We start from the raw sequence: 18,636 nt of genomic DNA on the forward strand, positions 1-18,636 counted from the left end.
ACTAAATCAATTAATAACGAAGGAGGCCTCTATGCATGAAATCCCTAGGTGGATTTATAAAAGAACGACGAGAGGCGAAAAACTGGTCAAAAAGGCGATTGGCAACGGAAGCAGATATCAGTCATACAGAAGTACATCGTATTGAAAATGGAGAAAGAAAGAACCCATCAGTTCCAGTCCTCAATGCATTGGCAACAGCACTTGACGTACCTAATGAAGAGCTTTTAAAAATTGCTGGATATATAACAGAGGAAAACGGTGATATACCTATCATTGAACGGGTATTTCCTACATTAAAAACAGAGAAGCAGCAACAGACCGTCCAAAAAATTGTGGATGGATTAGCGCGGAATTCAGATTTGGAGGAAGAGGACTACGACGACCTAGTCGATCAGATGGAGATGTTTTTAGCCTATGCAAAGAACAAGAAAAATTCCCGATAAACCTCGTTTTTCGGATGCTACGATGAAAGGGTACCAACTTTTAAATGCATTGGATATCCGTAAATTACCTGTCGATCCTTTTGAAATTATTGAGCAATGCCCCAATTGGTATGTGCAGAGTTGGTCGGAGTTACGAAGAGCAACTGGCCATAAAGATCCATATAACCTAAAACAAAAAGGGATTGAAGCTAGAACACAGATTCTCAGGGGTAGCAATGAGTATTTAATTGTTTATGATGACACCTATTCCGAGTCACGAATACGTTGGACTATTGCTCACGAAATTGGTCATATTGTTCTTGGTCACTTAAGTGATTTTGAGGAAACCGCATTAAATCGTGGCGGATTGACTAAAAAGCAGTACGGTATATTAGAAGTTGAAGCACACTGGTTTGCTGAGGCGATATTGGCTCCTAATGCATTGTTACATTTGTTTAGCATTAAGGAAGCACAGGAGATTGCTTTTCTTTGCGACATCTCTAAAAACGCTTCGGAGAAATGTGAAAAGCATTTAAACAAATTCCCTTGGAATAACCAGCCTGAAGAACGTGAATTACTAAGGAATTTTTATCCTTTCTTTTACAGAGATCAACACAAACAAGCAATTAAAGATGGAATCGATAAGTTCTATGGGAGCAGCCTGTATCCGGACTTTTCAAAGATATGCAGAATATGTCGTAACTGCAGTGCATACTGTTAATGGCGTTTTATTATGTCCCGAAATTGACGTTACTAATTGTCCCAACACTGACGGATTCACTGTCCAAAATGAAGGGGAAGCACCTTTATGCTTCCCCTAGAATCTTACAAATCAACGTGATACGTTTCATTATTCTTAAGGTAGAACCTAATCTCATTTCTGCCAGTAATGATGTACCAGTCTCTACCCAGTTCCAAACGGCAAGATAGAATCTTTCCATTTCCTAGATGGAGATCAAACCATTCACCGCAACGCATTTTATAACCTGTATTATCTCCCCAAAACACAACCCAACAATCCAACTCAGCGTTGTAGTTCATTTCTTTCCAGCGGCTTTTCATGAAAGTTCCCCCTGGATAACTTGCTTAATCATATGATCATCAATGATTCTTCGACCATTTTGTGAGCCATATAAAAGACTATGTGTACAAAGTTTATTAATGAGCCTTGCGGCACCACCAGAGAACTGATGAATTTCATCAAGCGCCCCATCAGAAAAGATAGGTTGATCAACTCCGGCATAACGAAGATGCCTAGATACATATTCTTCAACTTGAGCACGATCGAGATGGCCTAGCTGGAATTGGATATCGATTCTTTGGCGTATGGCTGCATATGATTGCAGTCGAAGTCGATCCCATAGCTCGCTTTGACCGACGAGAATAAGCGCCATCGGACTTTGCGAATCCATTTTGAAGTTTAATAGAAAACGAACTTCTTCAAGCATTTCCCGGTCCAGAAGGTGAGCTTCATCCACTACTACAACTGGCTGGAGTCCTCGTATACCTTTCATCAATTCTATCTCTCGGTGAAGCTGCCGTTTCGCATCTCCTCGATAAAACTTCGCTTCAGAGCCTAGTTGTTCCAATAGCCCTTTATAAAAATGGCGCGGGGTTAATTTTGAATCTGATAGATAAAGGACATGAAATTTTCCTTTATCTAATCTATTCACAAACTTACGGATTGTCGTAGTCTTTCCTGTACCACTATCTCCACTTAGGACCGCAAAAAGCTGTCTATCGGCTGCATATTTTAGCCTTCCAAGGATTTCTTGCATCATGGAAGAATCATAAAGTTGGTCTGTTGGTAGATCTCTGGTAAAAGGTGTATTGTCCATTTCATAAAAGGTTTCAAACACGAGAATCATCCTCCTTCCAGACAGCACGGAAGGTTACGGCAGGTTTTTGTTCGATTTGACGTTCCTGATTCTTTCGTTCAGCTGCCTTTAATAGTCTTGAAGAGTCAACACTCTGCACCTTCAGGTGCTCAGGTAATTCAGGCCGTTTTCCAGCTCTTTCCCCAATGACAAGCTTTCTAGCTTTCCAAGGAGTATAACCCTCGAACTCAATGGTAAGTTCCTCGATATTCGCAGGATCATAGACAACATCAACCTGTCGTCCAATAAATGTTAAACCCACCTCATATTTGTGATCCATGAAACTGATGCATCCTGACTTATCAACTTTTCTTGTTTCGCAATGAAGAAAGGCATTGCTTAAAGTATCAGGATCGATAAAGCGAATTGCTTTCCTGTCCGAACGAAAAGCTGTTTCCGGACTAATTTTCTCCCCAAGTGCAGAGTGAGGCTTATTCTGATAACACTCTGTCAACCACACCTGAAAAAGTTCATTCAGTCGATCTAGAGTATTGGGCTTTTCGATGACAGCTTCACTAATAAATGAATCTATAACTCTATTAAATCTTTCAATTTTTCCTTTTGATTCGGCAGAATAAGGCCTTGTGTAAGTAAGACGAGTGCCAATTTTGGAACATGTGCGTGACATCCACTTGGTTCTATATTGCTTTCCATTATCAAAATACACTGCTTCCGGAACACCATATTTTTGGATTGCTTGTCGGAATGCATCTTCAATGATTCTTGAATCTAGAGTAGGATAAAAGGCTGCATGAACCACTAACCTTGTGGCATCGTCGATAAAAGCGACAAGATATACTTGTTTCTTGATTCCATTTGGACCAATAGGTAAATATGGGCCATATTTGATATCTGATTGCCAAAGTTGGTTCCGATGCCGTTTCTGAAATCGTCGGGCGGCAACTCCAGTTTGAGAATATAGGCGCATATGTCGCGAACTATATCCTTTTTCAGTCAGCTTTTCCTGCAGTGTGGATCTTTTAATTTGTCCTGGTTCAGCTAATTCTTCCCATTCAAGAATCTGGATAATCTGTGCCACACTACGGCTTGGCACTTCTTTTCGAAGAAGAATAGCCTGTTCCAATATATGAGGAGGGATAGCTTCTGACTTTTGAGAACCTTTTCTTCCTTGTGGCTTCAATCCCCCAAATCCATCCTCACGAAATTGAGCTAAATATCGCCTAATAGTTCTTTCTGAAAGGCCATTGGCTTTCGCAATCTGTTCTTTTAACTCTTTTAATTTTCCAGCATCAAGTCCTTCTGCCAATAAAGGGGATATCAGCTGAAAACGCTGCACTGCCAATTCTTCTGATTTCTTATGATTCCTCATGATACACTCTCCTCTCTGTGTCTATCATGAGTGTAAATCAGGGGTTATTGGACAATGAATGCAGAACGGGTATGTATCCAAAAATTAATATTTACAATGGGCCGGACAATTCTTGTCAGCCATCCATTGGCATCTCCTGCCAAGCGCCCTATCCTTTGAAGTGCAGTCCCTGAACTTTCGGACGAGAAATCCAGAGGGATGTTTCCTTGATTGGTTCTGATCATGATGGATGTTAAACACCCCAACCAATAATCCACAAATTCATGAATCCAGCCATGCCATCTCGAAAGAGTAGAATCATCGGCTGGAACAGTATGGTCGGATGGATTCGAGAGAACGCTTTCAATACATTCAGCTTCATAGCGCTTATAAGGGATTAATATATCCGGCAGTTCATGATGTATCGTACAGCAACAAGTGCACCTTAGTCTTCGGATGTTATAGGTCTTACTCTGCCCTGAATGATCAATAGATTTACGATTCTTAGATCCTATTACCAACATGTCTTTCCCACAACATGGAGAAGGAATCCTCCCCGCACCTCTAACGAAAAACTCCAGTTAGATTGTTTTCAATCAGCTTATAATCTGATACAATAACCATATACTTTTTGGTGGGACGTCTCCCGTATAACTGTTGGCGCAGTTATACATTATGGGAGTCGTCTTTTCCTTTCTCCGGAATATATTCATGGACATTATACTCGACCACTTCCGGACAGGCAATACCGTCAACTTTCGGTAATTTAAGAGTGTCAAAAACAGCATACATTGATGACCCTTCCCAGGCGAACTGTCATATTTGCGGGAAGGAACTCCCGAAAATCGAAACTCCATTTGTGCACCTGCCAAGGCCTGGCATCTTCTATATCTATTCCGACTTTCAAGAAGGCCTATTCTATCCATCGTATGATGTAGATGAGAACAAGCGATTACTGTTTTGTCCGGTGTGTAAGAACCATGAGTTCAGTCCAGACGCAAAGCATTGCAAAATCTGTGGGACACCACTCATTAACCAGTGCCCTTCAGAACAAACCAATCTTAGCGGAGAATTCCGCTACTGTCCTTCTTGTGGCGATCAGACCGTATTTGAAAGTAGAGGGCTCTATGAATACCTAAAAGAAATAGAGATTCCCGATTTACTAGATTACGAGAATGGTAAATATGAAGATTATATCGAGTACGAACATTGGGATTATATCATTGCTTCCGTATATGTTTGGGAACAAAACCAAGAGGCCTATTCATCCCTTTCCGGTACGAAAGCCATCCGGGATGATGACTCGCTTATCGTTTTTACAGCCGATTCAGCGCAGAAGCAGGAGATAGAAAAGCACGAAGATTTACTGAAAACTTGCATAAAGGAATATGGCTTTGCAGAAATCAATCAATTGGAGGTTTTAATACTATGATCTACGATGATGGAGTACAAGTTGATAAAAATATGCGTGTGGTAGAGTGCCCTCGTTGTGAAAATGAAGTGTTCAGTACAAACGCCGGCCACTGCAAGATTTGTGGAATATCTTTGTATAATGTTTGTGAAGGTGAACCCGAGTTTGACTCTAACGGATACCAAATCGATACAATCTATCATCAGAACCCCGGTGACGCTCGCTTTTGTGAATCCTGCGGCCGCCCTACTACCTTTAATAAAACAGGAATTCTCAAGCCGTGGGATGTTGTAAAAGAACAGGCATCTAGTCATCAGCAGTTTAATTCAAATGTCATTCCTATCGATCCGTTTGCTAACCAGCAGTACCAAACGTCACCTCCGTTACCTGTGAGTGATGATGACTTGCCATTCTGACAAAATTAAAATTACAATTCTCTATAATGTAAACTTCAAATTAGCCCGCCAAGCCCCTCTAGGCCCAGCGGGTGAATACCAAAAACTCTTACTAATATTTCCTATTCCTTATAATTCTTCTCGAATCGCCAAGCATCGCGGCACATTGCAATAATATCGCGTTTAGCGGTCCAGCCTAGTTCCCTCTTTGCTTTTGAAGCATCGGCATAGCATGAAGCGATATCCCCAGGTCTTCGATCCACGATTTCATAAGGGACTTCAATATCATTAGCTTCTTCAAAAGCTTTCACTAACTCTAGTACACTAGTACCTTTTCCGGTTCCCAAGTTATAAACATGAACACCTTCAGTTAGATTTTCTAATGCAGCAACATGACCCTCAGCAAGATCCACTACATGAATATAATCACGAACTCCTGTGCCATCTACCGTAGGGTAATCATTTCCAAACACACGTAATTTCGCAAGTTTACCTTTTGCTACTTGAGTTACATATGGCATAAGATTATTAGGAATTCCGTTTGGTGCCTCACCTATTTGTCCGCTCTCATGGGCACCTACTGGATTGAAGTATCGTAGAATTGAAACTGAAAAAGAAGGATTTGCATTTGCTATATCAGTAAGAATTCGCTCACTCATGGCTTTTGTTTCACCATATGGATTTGTAGTTGGTAGTAGATCCACAGTCTCTACGAAAGGTACTTTATTATCTCCATACACGGTTGCTGATGAACTAAATACAAAACGATTTACACCATATTTCTTACAAGCTTTTGTAAGAACCATAGTGCTCACGATGTTATTGTAATAATATTCTAGTGGCTTTTCTACTGATTCGCCTACCGCTTTAAGACCAGCAAAATGAATAACTCCATCAATCTTATAATTTCTGAAAATAATATCAACAGCTTCTGCATCTGTTACATCAATCTCGTAAAAATTAACTTCTTTATCAACTATATCCATGATTTTCATAACAGTTTCACTCTTACTGTTAGAAAGATTATCAGCAATAATGACTGAATGGCCTGCTTCTAGTAGTGCAATACAAGTATGTGAACCTATATATCCGGCACCACCTGTTACCAGTATGTTCATTTTATAATTCTCCTTCTTTTATGGATTTGAAAGAAACGTATAAGAAAACACTATCTTTTACCCAACATTTTATTATTATATTAATTGGTACAATAATAAGTGTAATGCCACTGAATAAATATCTAATTGATTGCATATTTATCTCTTCGTATTAAAGAAGCCCCTCGATACTATAAGTGTGATGTCTTATTTTTTAACCTTAACCATACTTTTTTTATCTCAGTTAAAATAAGCCCTTCCTTCGAATATGATTCGAAAATAATAACAATTGTAACATAAATTAAAATACCTATCATTACTTGGATAAAAGTTGTTAGAATTGAACTACCCATTGCCTCTCCAATAAGTCTGAGCATGCTGAACATAACAATTCCTGCTATAAGATAATAAGAAGATTTTTTCGCAATTTTTTTAATATCCATTTGATCTCTTGTAAAGATTATTTGTACTAAAACAACAGCAAATTCTGCACATAGCGTACCTATCGCTGCTCCAATTGCCCCAAAAGGTCTTATGAGAATAAAATTAATAATTAAATTTACTATAGCTCCCATATACACTGAAATATTATATTCTTTCATCTTACCTAACGGGACCAGATATTGTGTTCCGAATACACCACTCCAAGCCATTAAAAAAATAGCTGGACTTAATATTATTAAAACTGAAGCACTTCTGTTAAACTCCTCTCCTAAAAACCATGGAATGAACTCCTTAGCTGTACCAGCTAATCCAAACATAATCGGAATAGCTATTAGTGTTGAAAAATCAAGTGATTTAGTGATATAGCTGTTTGCCTTTTCTAAATCACCTTTAGCAAAAACATTTGCCATTCTAGGAAGCATAACGGTACCTAATGAGGTAACAACAGCCACAGCAATTTTTAATACTTTGTCTGCATAATCATATATTCCAACTTCACTAGTACCTGAAAATATACCTAACATTGTTTTATCTATTGCAAAATAGATTTGTATTGCAATCTGAGGCAAGAAATAAATTAAAGTCGGCTTAGTATGATCAATAACTTCTCTAAATTTAACTCTCACAGGGATAACATACTCTTTTACAGATATCCACATGACTAGTTGCCCAAAGAAAGTAGAAAGGCCTAATATAACGGTATATAACATTAAGTCATCCGGTCTTTTTACAAAAATAAAGATAGCAATTAAACTGGCAATTTTAATGATGATATTTCTTGTAACAATTTTTTTGAACTGTTCTAAACCACTAAAAAACCATGAACAATCAATTACACAAGCTAATAAAGCTAAAGTTTGTAATAATGCTATAACTTTATATTCATCAAAAAAGAAAATCACAAAAATAAGATAAGCAATTAGTGAAATGCCTGTAAGTAGCAACTGCAAATAATAGATACTAAAAAAGGTTTTACTTAACTGTATCTTATCATCCCTTACCATTGCTACCATTTTATTACCGTAAATTCCAATCCCTAACATACCAAACAGTATAAAGTATCGAACTATAGAATCTGTATAGGCGAAAGTTCCTACACCTTCAGGTTTAAGTACCCGTGAAACGTATGGAACAGTTATTAATGGTAATATCATTATTAATACTTGAAAAGCCAAATTATATAAATAATTTCTTTTTATATTCAAGAGGTACCACCTTATTGTTTACATCTTTCAAGAAGCTTTATTTTTTACCTTTTACTTAAGAAGGATTTATAAACATTCCGTAACATTAGTATTTACTAAAAGTAAATACCACTTAATAGACAATTATTCCCTCTATGGGTACAGAGAATTAGTTATAGACCATTATTTTTGAAGTAATCTATAAAATAATAATAATAAATAACTTTGTTTAAATTGGATTAATTTATATATACCCTTATCCTTTAGCGAAGCAAGTTCTGTATCTTCTAATACTTCATAAATGTTCGGATTACTTAAAATCCTATCTAAATATTCTTTTCTATCCCTTTTAGAAAGATTGTTAGCCCTACTTAATTGACCTATAGTCGTTCTTATTGATTCGAATACCAAAGACCCTATTATTTTGGAAATAACTCTAGGTTCTTGGTTCCAAGCCAAAAGTAGATTTTCAACAGCTTCTATGCCTTTCTGTTTAATTTCAAAATAATCTTCATAAAATTTAGTACCCAATGTAACTCTAGATCGCTGCATATAGTGAATTAAAGGTTCATCCAAAAATGCAATTTTCTCACAATGAGAAAGTACTGAAGAATTAAAAACAATATCCTCAACTAGTGAGAGACCTCTTGTAAATTTAAAATTATTTTCCTTTAACAAACTCAATTCATACATTTTATTCCAAGCATATCCTAAATTACCGATAAGATTCTTTCCAATTAATATATTCTTATATTCACTTTTTCTAAAAATCCCTGATTCATGTTTATGAACCACAGATTTTATTAAGGTTTCATTATCATCTACATAATCGGCGAAAAACCCCCATATAACAACATTACTATTACTCGACTGTGCTACCTCTATAGACCTTTCAACCATATTCAATTCAACATAATCATCACCATCAATAAATAATAAAAATTTTCCCGTTGCTTTATCGATCCCAACATTCCTTGCATCTGATAACCCACCATTTTCTTTATGAATTACCCTTATTCTAGAATCCATTTTTGCATATTCGTCACATATAATGGGGCAATTATCCGGTGACCCATCATCCACTAATATAATCTCAATATTTTTATATGTCTGATTACGTAGCGAGTCTACACACCTATGAATATATTTTTCAACATTATAAATTGGTACAACAATAGAAACTTTACTTAACATAAGAAAACACCTCGTTTTTACAACCATAAATAACCTTATCTAAAACCCCGTACTATGATTTAACGTATAATATAGTATGCCACCAAATGTTTTTAACTCTTTTTATCTTAATAATTTACAACATATAACGTTTTTTCCGCCTATAGATGAGTAATAAAAGAATCCAAAGGAAAAACACTGGCGCAAAAGCTGCTAGTTGCAAAACTAAGAGTAAGGAAGCAATCAGGACGGTCAAAAGGTAGACTAATTCATGATTACTCCCCTCACCTAAACGACAAATTAAAGATATTATTAACGGACCAATTAACATTCCAATCCAACTAAAATTAGAAATTGTTTCTTCGAGAATACTAGTTGTCATTCCCCAACCTATATATTCAGGAGATAATCCAAAAATAGCAGCAGTCATATAGACAGCATACGGTAAAGGTTTATCAGGCCAAAATTCTCTTGGTACATACATGGTTATATCATATAAAAAACTTTGCCCAGGATACTCTAAAATTTTACCCTCTTCAGGATAAAGAGTTGTATAAATAGCAAATTTAGTTACATCATCCCTACCAAAGTCAACTCTAACATTTTCATATATATCATAGAAGTCAGTAATTCCTTGGCTTTCATATCTGAGATTAGATTGATAAAGGCTAGTGAATAAAGCAAAAATAATAACTGCAAAAGTAATGGCGATATAAAACTTTATACCTCTTAAGTATCCTTTCTGCCATAAAATGTAACCTATTGCAACTGCAATAAGTGCAACAATTGATCTTTTTCCGTTAATCCAGATACAAAGGAATATTATAGGGCTTAATAATATTATATATCTTCGAATTTTATTTTTTCTGAATATAAGCAACCAGATAACAGAAAGAATGCTTATGTTAACTGATAGATCAACTATAACATGATAGTTTTCACTTTCATTTACAAGTAACCCTTTTACAGCAGCCCCGTATTCTAGATAAACCATAGGATTTGGTGAAAAAAGAACAGCTAGTATCGGAGTAAATAAAAGAAAATAAATAATGGGATAAATCCTTTTGAAGAAATTGTTATTTAAATTAAATGACTTCATCTGTTTTTGTTTTCTTTTAATCCTAGTGGTCAATATCCAAATAATAGGAATAATACATAAATATATTGAATATATATATTCTGTCAAAGTATCTCTAGATGCAAGCCTAAATCCTGGAAAAGTATAGTAATTAGGCTTACCTATAAGAAAGTCTAAAAGTAAAGGAAAGGCGAAAAAAATGTAATATACTATGTACACAAATAATATTACATTTTTGTATCCTTTTGATAATCTATTTATAACGAAGAATAAACATAAACTAAGCCATAAAAACGCTATAAAATTTACGAACTCAAGCATAATACTTCTCCCAGCTCCTATTTAAAAATCTGATTCTATTTCACGCATGATAATTTTTTGCGTGAATTTGGAAAATCTTTACTTGAGGTATAATGATGTTACAGGTGAAAATAGCGTAAATATAAAGACATAGCTTACTATTCTCTAAGTTAATAATTATTAAGTAAACTACTTAGTAGAACACGACCTTCGTGTTTTACCTAACAAATGAAAATTGAGTATTCAACCATTAGTTCTATATTGTCTTTACCATTGAAGTTTAATATACCTAGCAAAGATAAGTTGTAAGTAACAAATCTGTGGGAATAACCTTGGAACTTTAAATATTTGCACAGATCATAATGTCATTAATAAGGTACCTTTTTGTAATCCTTCTAAGAATCCTACTACCATTGTTACACTCAAATAACATTAGGATCATTTATACAAAGTCAAACATTGAACTAAATTTCATATCAATTCAGTCACATCAAGTAAAAGCTTGCTTGTTTTAGTTTTCGAAAGTCGAATAAATTTCTAGAATAAAAAGTCATCAATCCAAGGACTACTTGCAACTTAAATAATAATCTTGAAGGTTTTGAGCAACTATTTCTATATCAAACCCAGCATTAATAATACTCTGACCTTCGTCTCTTCTAGAATGTTTTATTCGTTTCTCCATAATTTCCTCAACCCAAGTTGATATGGGTGTTGTTAAATCAATATATTGTATATTATTAGTAATTTTAACCTGTTTAGTAATATTGTTAGATACTATACATGGCAAACCAGATGCCTGTGCTTCAACTAAAGTAACAGGCAATCCTTCGTGTAGTGATGGAAATACAAAAATATCCATAGCTTGAAGTAATTCAGATATATCGGATCGAACACCAGTAAAAATTACTTTCCCAGTTAACCCAAGAGCATCAACTTTTTTTTCTATTTTGGATCTAAGTTCACCATCACCAACTAACATTAATACACTATCACTATTTTTATCATGAAATTCTTTAAAAATATCAATCAGAAAGTCATGATTTTTTTGCGAGAAAAACCTCCCCACATGACCAATAACAAAATTATTTTCAACGCCTAATTCTTTACGCTTTTGGTTTCTAACATTCATATTAAATTTAAACTTATCTGTTTCAATGCCATTATTTATTACCATGAACTCCTTATTCAAAAATAGTTCATTAGGGTACATCCACTTTGCCGCCAAGTCAGAGCATGCAAAAAAATCTGTAGCGTAAGATTTAAGCGATAATTGATTAAACCGATGGATATATTTGTGTAAGCTACTTCCACCTTCTTTTGTATTGTGACTGTGAACAATCCTACGTGAAACTCCATATTTTTTTGCAACTCTTAATGATGAAACATTGGTTAATGAACTTAAATGAGCATGCACTATTTTATACTCTGGATGGTTCCTAAAAAACGAATTTAATAATTTTATATTATTTAACACCCCTTGTTTTCTGCTAGGTACTTGATAAATACGTCCTCCTAAAGAGTAAATTTCATCATCATAGTCACCTGGTGTACTTGTTTCTGAGGTTAAAAAATCGAACTGAACCTTAGTTCGATCAATATTTCGAAAAACATTCATTAAAAATGTTTCAATACCACCTCTATTCATCTTATTTACAACGTGTAATACTCTTATCATTGCATATCCCAACACTTTCTATAAATTCTTCAAAAAAGGAAGTTCTTCTTTTATCAAGATAACTATTTTCATATACTTTAGCTTTTTCAAAACTTCGTAATGCTTCTTTTTTTAGAGTCTGCTTATCTATTTTCTTGAGCAGTTTACAAATTTCGCTGACACTACCGTTATTAAAAGTGAAATCTTCATTAACTAACTCAGGTATACCTCCAACTCGCGACCCAAGCACAGGACAAGCCCTACTCATCGCTTCTACTAATGCCCGTGGCAAACCTTCAGTTTTACTTGGTTGAATATACACATCTAAATTATCTAAATATTGGAATACATCTTCATGGGGAAGTGCTCCTAAAAATTTCACTTGATCAAGTACATCATATTTTTCTGCTATAGACTTTAGGTAACTGTTATCACCGCCTCCAGCAATGTGATACTCGAAGTTATAACCCTTCTTTTTTAACTTTGAAATAGCCTTAATGACATACTCTTGTCCCTTATATTTCACATTAATTGCTCCTAATGTTCCAATTATAATTGGTTGAAGATCTTTTAAGGTATTAACTTTTAGTATGCGATTTTGTAGCACTCTTTCATCCAATTCAGGCAATGTTACGTCTGAAACACCAATAGTTTTTCCATCACACAAATATCTTTGCTGTAGAAATTCATTTGTTACATAGAGAGCATAGGGTGCACTTTTTAATGCTTTTTTCATCGACATATAATTTGAAAATGCTAATATTTTCCCCTTGTAGCTATGATTCCAAAGAGAGTCCCATGCACATCCTACCACCTCTACTAGGAAGGGTTTATTATATTTTTTTGCCAAATTTATGGTCATGACACTAATTTTATTAGGCAACCTCACAATTATATAATCACTTGCTTTTACCTCTTGCTCTATTTTTTTATATAAATTCAAACGTGTCTTTTTATTTAAGTAAGATTTTAATGATGAATGTAAGTCAGGAATTTCAATAAACTTTATCCTATCCTTATCGAGGAGTTCAAAATGATTGTTAGCAAACTCGTATTCATATATTTTAGTATCTTTTCGACATATCATACTCATATTATCAAAAGTATTAAGGTATCTATCCCATATTTTCTGACTCCATCCGGTATAATAATTTCCTTCTTTATCTTCAAAAACCCTTAGAGACTCATACACAAACAGAAGTTTCATTTTGCCTCCTTATAATAGTATTAATTATACTCCATAATCAAAATGGATCTCTCAACTAATAGTTTTGTTGTTTTAGATAAAAATCTTCTAGATTTTTAGTCAATTCTTTAATATCATATCCTGAAGTTTTTATTTGTTTATACATATCCTCTCTATCATAACCAGCGGAATATTTCAGGATCTTATTTGCCCAATACTTTGCTGGTTTTTGCAAGTCTATGAACTCCAATAACTCAGATATTTTAGCTTCATTTGATACTTCACTAGATACAAAACATCTTAATCCAGATGCTTGTGCTTCAATTAAAGTAACTGGTAGCCCTTCAAAGTGAGATGGAAACACAAATATATCAAAAGCTTGTAATAGTCTATATACATCACTTCGGACACCAGTAAAAATTACGTTATCTTTAAGACCCAACTTAATAACTTTTTCTCTTATTTTCTGTTCCAATGGACCGCTACCTACTAATACTAAAACCGCCTTATTATTTTGAACATAGATTTCCTTAAATATATCAATAATAAATTCATGATTTTTGGTATATAAAAACCTACCCACATGTCCAATAACAAACTTTCCCTCTAATTTTAATTCTGTTTGTATCTCTTCACGTACATTTTTATTATATATAAATTTGCTAGTTTCGATTGCATTCTTTAATACCTTATACTTTTTATTTTTAAACATCCATTCTCCAGCAATACCGGAACAGGCTAGGTAATTTGTAGCTAGATTTCCAATAAAAAGTTTATTAATCTCATGTACGATTCTATAAAATTTCCTTCCAGTTTTTGTACTATGGCTATGCATAATCCTACATGGTACTCCTGAATTTTTTGCTATTATTAAAGCGCTCATGTATATTAATGCATTAGCATGTACATGAATAATTTTATACTCCTTATTATTTACAAAAAATTTTTTTGTTTCAATATAGTTCTTTAATGCATGTTTTGGGAAAGGTGGCATTCTATAAATTTTACCACCAAGAGCTTTAATTTCATCTAAATACATATTCTCTTCATAACGGAGTAAAAAATCGAACTGTATCTTTGTTCTATCAATATTTCTATAAATGTTCATTATTAGTGATTCTGCTCCGCCACTCCCCATCCCATGTATTACATGAAGTACACGAATTGTCATCTTATGAATTTCTCCTTTTAATTAGAATAATTTTTTCAAGTGTCACTCCTTATTCATTAATTTATTAATAGTCATCTGAACAACCATTTGTTTATCGAACATCTCAGCAACGTATGCTCTAGCTACTTCACCCATTTTCGTCTTCTCTTGATATGACAATTCTATAAATTTTTTTACTTTTAAATACAAATCATTACTATCTTTTACAGTGAATAAAAATCCACTTTTTTCATTTATAATAGACTCCTTGCAACCATGAATATTACTAGTAATTATTGGTCTCCCCATAGCAGCGCTTTCCAACAAAGTGTTTGCCATCCCCTCATGGTGAGATGGAAGTACAAAGCAATGAGCATTTCTAATAAATGGTTTTACATCCGACTGAAACCCATAAAAATTAATTATCCTTTGTTTCTCTAAATTTTTAATTATATCCTGATAATCTTCTTCTAAAGGACCCACTATATCAAAATACACATTTTTATATTCCCTCTTAATACGTTTTGTCACTTCTATAAGCTCATCTATACCTTTTTCTTTCATTACCCTACCAATAAATAAAAAACGAATTTCTCCATTTTCTTCTGGATATTCACTAAACCTATATTCCTCTAGATTTACTCCTGCTCCATTTAACTTACATGTATTTTCTTCTCTTACAATTTTATTTTCAATAAAGAGTTGTTGATTTTCCTGATTTTCAAAAAATACAACCTTAGCGTTTTTACAAGATATCTTATATAACAAAGTAATTATTTTTTTTAGAAATCCATGATTTTGAAATGCAGTTCCTAAGCCAGTAATATTAACGGCATATGGAATTTTATTAATTGTACTTACAATACCCCCATAAATATTGGGTTTAATAGTGTATGTTACAACCATGTCTGGCTTAACCTTTTTTAATAATTTCAGATAAGATATTAATAGTTTCAAATCTTTTATTGGATTTAGCCCACGCCTATCAACATCGGTATCGACAAATTCACACCCCATATTAATCATTGTATCTACCATTTTCCCATTTGGTAATGAAATATATATATTATGTCCTCTATTTATTAAATCTTGAATTAGTTCCTTTCTAAACTTATATAATCCAAGATCATGATTAGCCAAAATTAATATTTTTGCCATTATCTAACTCTCCTTGCTGGAGTTCCTAAATAAGTTCCAACCTCAGTAATATCCCTAACAACTACAGTACCTGCGCCAATTGTGCAACCATAAGTGATGTTCACATTATTACTTACCACAGTACCAATTCCTAGCCATGTTCCTTGACCGACTGATACCTTACCAGCTAGATGGGCTCCTGGTGATACATGAACAAAATCCCCAATAGTATTATCATGATCTATTGTAGAGCCGGTATTAATAATGCAACTTTTCCCTACTCTAGAACAACAGTTAACTACTGCTCCTGCCATTACAGCTGTCCCATTCCCTATTTTCACTCGACTTCCGATTACCGCATTCGGGTGAATTAATGCGGGAATACTAGCACCAACTGTTTCTAGCATTTCATGAATCTTTTGTCTCGTAACATTATTCCCAATACCAATAAATATTTCGTAATCATCTAAATGCGTAAAAATCTCTTCCGAAGTTCCAATAACCTCTATACCCATAGATGACTTAATGCTTTTATTATCATCCAAAAAAGCAATACTGTTCCATTTATTCATTTTTATTGCAATGTCCGCAACAACTTTTCCATGGCCGCTAGCACCAATTATTAAAAGTTTGTTTTTCATATTTCCATTCTTTCCTTTTTGGTTCCCTTAAAAGGCTCAATCGTAGCAGCAGTTTCTGAGTTAATGCCCTCTCTAATGAAAACCTTTTTTATAGTTAAAAAAATTATCTTCCAATCTTCAATGAATTTTACATTGTCCACATACTCAACATCGAGATTAAATTTATCTTCCCAACTAATCGCATTTCTACCACTAACTTGCGCCAAACCAGATAGCCCTGGTCTGACTTCATGACGTCTTTTTTGATGATTGTTATACAAGGATAAATACTGCACCAATAACGGTCTAGGGCCAATTATGGACATATCGCCCTTCAAAATATTAAAAAGCTCCGGTAGTTCATCAAGAGATGTAGAACGTAGTAACCTACCAAACTTCGTCAACCTAACACTGTCAGGTAGTAATTCCCCTTTATCATCTCTTTCATCAGTCATAGTCCTAAACTTATACATCAGAAAAATCTCTTCATTAAGCCCTGGTCTCTTTTGCTTGAATAGAACAGGGCTACCTAATTTTGTTCTTACAAGAATTGCAACTACTAGAAGTATCGGACTAAGGACAATAATAGCTATTAAAGAAAGTGTGAAATCCATCGGTCTTTTTACAAACCTTCTATAAATACCACCTTTGGAATTCTTCATTATTCTAACCACAACCCTTTAATAGTCTTAACAACTCTTTTTAAATCCTCATCCGTCATCTTCGTATCAGACGGCAAACATACACCATTCTCAAACAACTTCTCCGAAACACCTTCTCCAATAAAATCATACCTCTCAAAGAAAGGCTGCATATGCATCGGTTTCCAAACCGGCCTTGACTCAATATTCTCTGCTTCCAATGCATTAAATATATCAGTTGGTCGTACCTTACTAGTCAAAGTAATCGAACTTAGCCAGTAATTCGGTTCATCCCATTCATTACTAGGCATGAATTCAACACCTTCAAGCCCACCAAGCTCTTTCTTATAAAACTCTAAGATATAATTCTTCTTCGCAACTCTCTGATCTAACACCTTAAGTTGCCCTCTACCAATCCCAGCAACAACATTACTCATCCGATAATTAAATCCTAATTCACTATGTTGATAATGCCTTGCTTGATCTCTTGATTGAGTTGCCCAAAATCTTACTTTAGCAATTCTTTCTTCATTATTAGAAACTAGCATTCCACCACCAGAAGTAGTGATGATCTTGTTTCCATTAAAAGAGAAGATGCCATAGTCACCAAAAGTCCCGGTATGCTTACCTTTATAGTAAGTACCCAATGACTCCGCTGCATCTTCTATAACCGCAACATTATGTTTCTTACAAAGATCCATTATCTTATCCATATCTGCAGATAAGCCATATAAATGAACAACAATAACTGCTTTCACTTCTGGATATTTTTCAAATGCTTGTTCCAAGGCTTTAGGACTCATGTTCCACGTTTCATAATCACTATCTATAAAAACAGGAATTGCATTTTGATAGATGATTGGATTTGCAGTAGCAGAGAAAGTAAGTGTTGGACAGAATACAATATCCCCTTCTCCAACTCCCGCCGCTTTAAGAGCTAGATGAATAGCAGCTGTTCCTGAAGACAGTGCTGCAGCAGCTTTAGAACCAACCTTCTCAGCAAGCTCTCTTTCAAATCCATTTACGTTTTCACCAAGGGGTGCAATCCAGTTTGTATCAAAAGCTTCCTTTATATATTGCATTTCAAAACCTTCATCACTCATATGTGGTGAAGAGAGGAATATTCTTTCTTTCACTTTTGTCGACTCCATCTTCTAGACTTCCTTCCCTTGTTAAGTTAATATTTTAGTAGATTAGGACTTACTTGGAATCTATAAGGCAATCACTCCAACCAACTTCTAAACCACTAAAATTGTTATCTATAAAGCATAGCCACCTCGTAATATCTATTCAATCTACCAAGCAAATACAAAATAGATATTGACTTCAAAATCACTCTTAACCGAGTTTCTTCCTATTATATAAACCATTCAATCAATCTATAAATCTCACTAAAAACGCCTCAGCCCCTTATCCCGCAAGGTTTCTAGCACTCAATCTAACTACGATACTCAGTTCCCAAGTTTTACTCAATCCTTTTACAGAATATTCAAACTAAAAAAGCCCGTCAAATCAACGTTTTCATAATCCATATATTTACAAAAGGCTGTTTTTTATC

At 34.6% G+C, this 18,636-nt stretch carries 19 protein-coding genes; 4 read left to right on the forward strand and 15 right to left on the reverse strand.

Translation table 11 applies throughout. The features are described 5' to 3' along the window. Positions 1 to 35 precede the first annotated feature (35 nt). The gene (locus tag MKX65_RS22695) at positions 36 to 443 is read left to right on the forward strand and encodes a helix-turn-helix domain-containing protein (RefSeq protein ID WP_264806988.1); all 408 of its coding nucleotides are present in this window, start codon (positions 36 to 38) and stop codon (positions 441 to 443) included. Next, positions 415 to 1,143 (forward strand): ImmA/IrrE family metallo-endopeptidase, encoded by a 729-nt coding sequence (locus MKX65_RS22700; protein ID WP_340905771.1) that lies wholly within the window; start codon positions 415 to 417, stop codon positions 1,141 to 1,143. Before MKX65_RS22695 ends, MKX65_RS22700 begins: the two co-directional genes overlap by 29 nt. 104 nt (positions 1,144 to 1,247) lie before the next feature. Here MKX65_RS22700 and MKX65_RS22705 read toward each other — a convergent pair whose 3' ends face one another. The 4 genes from MKX65_RS22705 to MKX65_RS22720 are packed head-to-tail and all read right to left on the reverse strand — an operon-like array spanning position 1,248 to position 4,189. Beyond that, positions 1,248 to 1,484 carry a DUF5348 domain-containing protein gene (locus MKX65_RS22705; RefSeq protein ID WP_169102663.1) on the reverse strand — a complete coding sequence of 79 codons (237 nt, stop codon included), beginning with the start codon at positions 1,482 to 1,484 and terminating at the stop codon, positions 1,248 to 1,250. Further along, positions 1,481 to 2,281 carry an ExeA family protein gene (locus tag MKX65_RS22710; RefSeq protein WP_340902837.1) on the reverse strand — a complete coding sequence of 267 codons (801 nt, stop codon included), beginning with the start codon at positions 2,279 to 2,281 and terminating at the stop codon, positions 1,481 to 1,483. Before MKX65_RS22710 ends, MKX65_RS22705 begins: the two co-directional genes overlap by 4 nt. Then, a complete protein-coding gene (locus MKX65_RS22715) occupies positions 2,274 to 3,629 on the reverse strand; it encodes a DDE-type integrase/transposase/recombinase (protein ID WP_160549919.1) in 1,356 nt (451 codons plus the stop codon). The genes MKX65_RS22710 and MKX65_RS22715 overlap by 8 nt, the downstream gene beginning before the upstream one ends. Positions 3,630 to 3,673: 44 nt before the next feature. Then, positions 3,674 to 4,189 (reverse strand): DUF6431 domain-containing protein, encoded by a 516-nt coding sequence (locus MKX65_RS22720; RefSeq protein ID WP_160549921.1) that lies wholly within the window; start codon positions 4,187 to 4,189, stop codon positions 3,674 to 3,676. Between the two features lie 191 nt (positions 4,190 to 4,380). Here MKX65_RS22720 and MKX65_RS22725 point away from each other — a divergent pair, with 191 nt between their 5' ends. Together MKX65_RS22725 and MKX65_RS22730 are read left to right on the forward strand one after the other, a co-directional pair. Beyond that, the gene (locus MKX65_RS22725) at positions 4,381 to 5,040 is read left to right on the forward strand and encodes a zinc ribbon domain-containing protein (RefSeq protein ID WP_340905773.1); all 660 of its coding nucleotides are present in this window, start codon (positions 4,381 to 4,383) and stop codon (positions 5,038 to 5,040) included. Next, a complete protein-coding gene (locus MKX65_RS22730; protein WP_340905774.1) occupies positions 5,037 to 5,435 on the forward strand; it encodes a hypothetical protein in 399 nt (132 codons plus the stop codon). The genes MKX65_RS22725 and MKX65_RS22730 overlap by 4 nt, the downstream gene beginning before the upstream one ends. A 101-nt stretch (positions 5,436 to 5,536) precedes the next feature. Here the strand turns inward: MKX65_RS22730 and galE are convergent, their stop codons facing one another. The 11 genes from galE to MKX65_RS22785 all read right to left on the reverse strand — a co-directional run bounded on the left by galE (position 5,537) and on the right by MKX65_RS22785 (position 18,214). After that, positions 5,537 to 6,532: a UDP-glucose 4-epimerase GalE gene (gene galE, locus MKX65_RS22735; protein ID WP_340905776.1), complete on the reverse strand. Its 996-nt coding sequence runs from the start codon at positions 6,530 to 6,532 to the stop codon at positions 5,537 to 5,539. A 170-nt stretch (positions 6,533 to 6,702) separates the two neighbouring features. Continuing rightward, positions 6,703 to 8,160 (reverse strand): flippase, encoded by a 1,458-nt coding sequence (locus MKX65_RS22740; protein ID WP_340905778.1) that lies wholly within the window; start codon positions 8,158 to 8,160, stop codon positions 6,703 to 6,705. A gap of 162 nt (positions 8,161 to 8,322) precedes the next feature. Further along, entirely contained in the window at positions 8,323 to 9,333 is a 1,011-nt protein-coding gene (locus MKX65_RS22745; RefSeq protein ID WP_340905779.1) for a glycosyltransferase family 2 protein, read from the reverse strand. Between the two features lie 115 nt (positions 9,334 to 9,448). Then, the gene (locus MKX65_RS22750) at positions 9,449 to 10,711 is read right to left on the reverse strand and encodes a hypothetical protein (RefSeq protein WP_340905781.1); all 1,263 of its coding nucleotides are present in this window, start codon (positions 10,709 to 10,711) and stop codon (positions 9,449 to 9,451) included. A gap of 544 nt (positions 10,712 to 11,255) precedes the next feature. Then, positions 11,256 to 12,365 carry a glycosyltransferase family 1 protein gene (locus MKX65_RS22755; RefSeq protein ID WP_340905783.1) on the reverse strand — a complete coding sequence of 370 codons (1,110 nt, stop codon included), beginning with the start codon at positions 12,363 to 12,365 and terminating at the stop codon, positions 11,256 to 11,258. Continuing rightward, positions 12,337 to 13,551: a glycosyltransferase gene (locus MKX65_RS22760; RefSeq protein WP_340905784.1), complete on the reverse strand. Its 1,215-nt coding sequence runs from the start codon at positions 13,549 to 13,551 to the stop codon at positions 12,337 to 12,339. Before MKX65_RS22760 ends, MKX65_RS22755 begins: the two co-directional genes overlap by 29 nt. Before the next feature lie 55 nt (positions 13,552 to 13,606). Then, entirely contained in the window at positions 13,607 to 14,701 is a 1,095-nt protein-coding gene (locus MKX65_RS22765; RefSeq protein ID WP_340905785.1) for a glycosyltransferase family 1 protein, read from the reverse strand. A 42-nt stretch (positions 14,702 to 14,743) separates the two neighbouring features. Beyond that, on the reverse strand, positions 14,744 to 15,838 hold the full coding sequence (locus MKX65_RS22770) for a glycosyltransferase family 4 protein (protein WP_340905786.1): 1,095 nt from the start codon (positions 15,836 to 15,838) through the stop codon (positions 14,744 to 14,746). Then, complete coding sequence (locus tag MKX65_RS22775) at positions 15,838 to 16,458, reverse strand: acetyltransferase (protein WP_340905787.1); 621 nt, start codon at positions 16,456 to 16,458, stop codon at positions 15,838 to 15,840. The genes MKX65_RS22770 and MKX65_RS22775 overlap by 1 nt, the downstream gene beginning before the upstream one ends. Next, positions 16,455 to 17,099 (reverse strand): sugar transferase, encoded by a 645-nt coding sequence (locus MKX65_RS22780; RefSeq protein ID WP_340905788.1) that lies wholly within the window; start codon positions 17,097 to 17,099, stop codon positions 16,455 to 16,457. Before MKX65_RS22780 ends, MKX65_RS22775 begins: the two co-directional genes overlap by 4 nt. Further along, positions 17,099 to 18,214: a DegT/DnrJ/EryC1/StrS family aminotransferase gene (locus tag MKX65_RS22785; protein ID WP_340906368.1), complete on the reverse strand. Its 1,116-nt coding sequence runs from the start codon at positions 18,212 to 18,214 to the stop codon at positions 17,099 to 17,101. Before MKX65_RS22785 ends, MKX65_RS22780 begins: the two co-directional genes overlap by 1 nt. Positions 18,215 to 18,636 lie beyond the last annotated feature (422 nt).

Origin of the sequence: Robertmurraya sp. FSL R5-0851 (assembly GCF_038002965.1) — a bacterium.
GTDB lineage: Bacteria > Bacillota > Bacilli > Bacillales > Cytobacillaceae > Robertmurraya_A > Robertmurraya_A beringensis.

What these genes read in the sequence shown, in the direction of transcription:
- MKX65_RS22750 (WP_340905781.1), bottom strand. Translation starts at nt 10,711, where the DNA reads ATGCTTGAGTTCGTAAATTTTATAGCGTTTTTATGGCTTAGTTTATGT.
- MKX65_RS22695 (WP_264806988.1), top strand. Translation starts at nt 36, where the DNA reads ATGAAATCCCTAGGTGGATTTATAAAAGAACGACGAGAGGCGAAAAAC.
- MKX65_RS22770 (WP_340905786.1), bottom strand. Translation starts at nt 15,838, where the DNA reads ATGGCAAAAATATTAATTTTGGCTAATCATGATCTTGGATTATATAAG.
- galE (WP_340905776.1), bottom strand. Translation starts at nt 6,532, where the DNA reads ATGAACATACTGGTAACAGGTGGTGCCGGATATATAGGTTCACATACT.
- MKX65_RS22705 (WP_169102663.1), bottom strand. Translation starts at nt 1,484, where the DNA reads ATGAAAAGCCGCTGGAAAGAAATGAACTACAACGCTGAGTTGGATTGT.
- MKX65_RS22775 (WP_340905787.1), bottom strand. Translation starts at nt 16,458, where the DNA reads ATGAAAAACAAACTTTTAATAATTGGTGCTAGCGGCCATGGAAAAGTT.
- MKX65_RS22755 (WP_340905783.1), bottom strand. Translation starts at nt 12,365, where the DNA reads ATGATAAGAGTATTACACGTTGTAAATAAGATGAATAGAGGTGGTATT.
- MKX65_RS22700 (WP_340905771.1), top strand. Translation starts at nt 415, where the DNA reads ATGCAAAGAACAAGAAAAATTCCCGATAAACCTCGTTTTTCGGATGCT.
- MKX65_RS22715 (WP_160549919.1), bottom strand. Translation starts at nt 3,629, where the DNA reads ATGAGGAATCATAAGAAATCAGAAGAATTGGCAGTGCAGCGTTTTCAG.
- MKX65_RS22730 (WP_340905774.1), top strand. Translation starts at nt 5,037, where the DNA reads ATGATCTACGATGATGGAGTACAAGTTGATAAAAATATGCGTGTGGTA.
- MKX65_RS22765 (WP_340905785.1), bottom strand. Translation starts at nt 14,701, where the DNA reads ATGACAATTCGTGTACTTCATGTAATACATGGGATGGGGAGTGGCGGA.
- MKX65_RS22780 (WP_340905788.1), bottom strand. Translation starts at nt 17,099, where the DNA reads ATGAAGAATTCCAAAGGTGGTATTTATAGAAGGTTTGTAAAAAGACCG.
- MKX65_RS22745 (WP_340905779.1), bottom strand. Translation starts at nt 9,333, where the DNA reads ATGTTAAGTAAAGTTTCTATTGTTGTACCAATTTATAATGTTGAAAAA.
- MKX65_RS22760 (WP_340905784.1), bottom strand. Translation starts at nt 13,551, where the DNA reads ATGAAACTTCTGTTTGTGTATGAGTCTCTAAGGGTTTTTGAAGATAAA.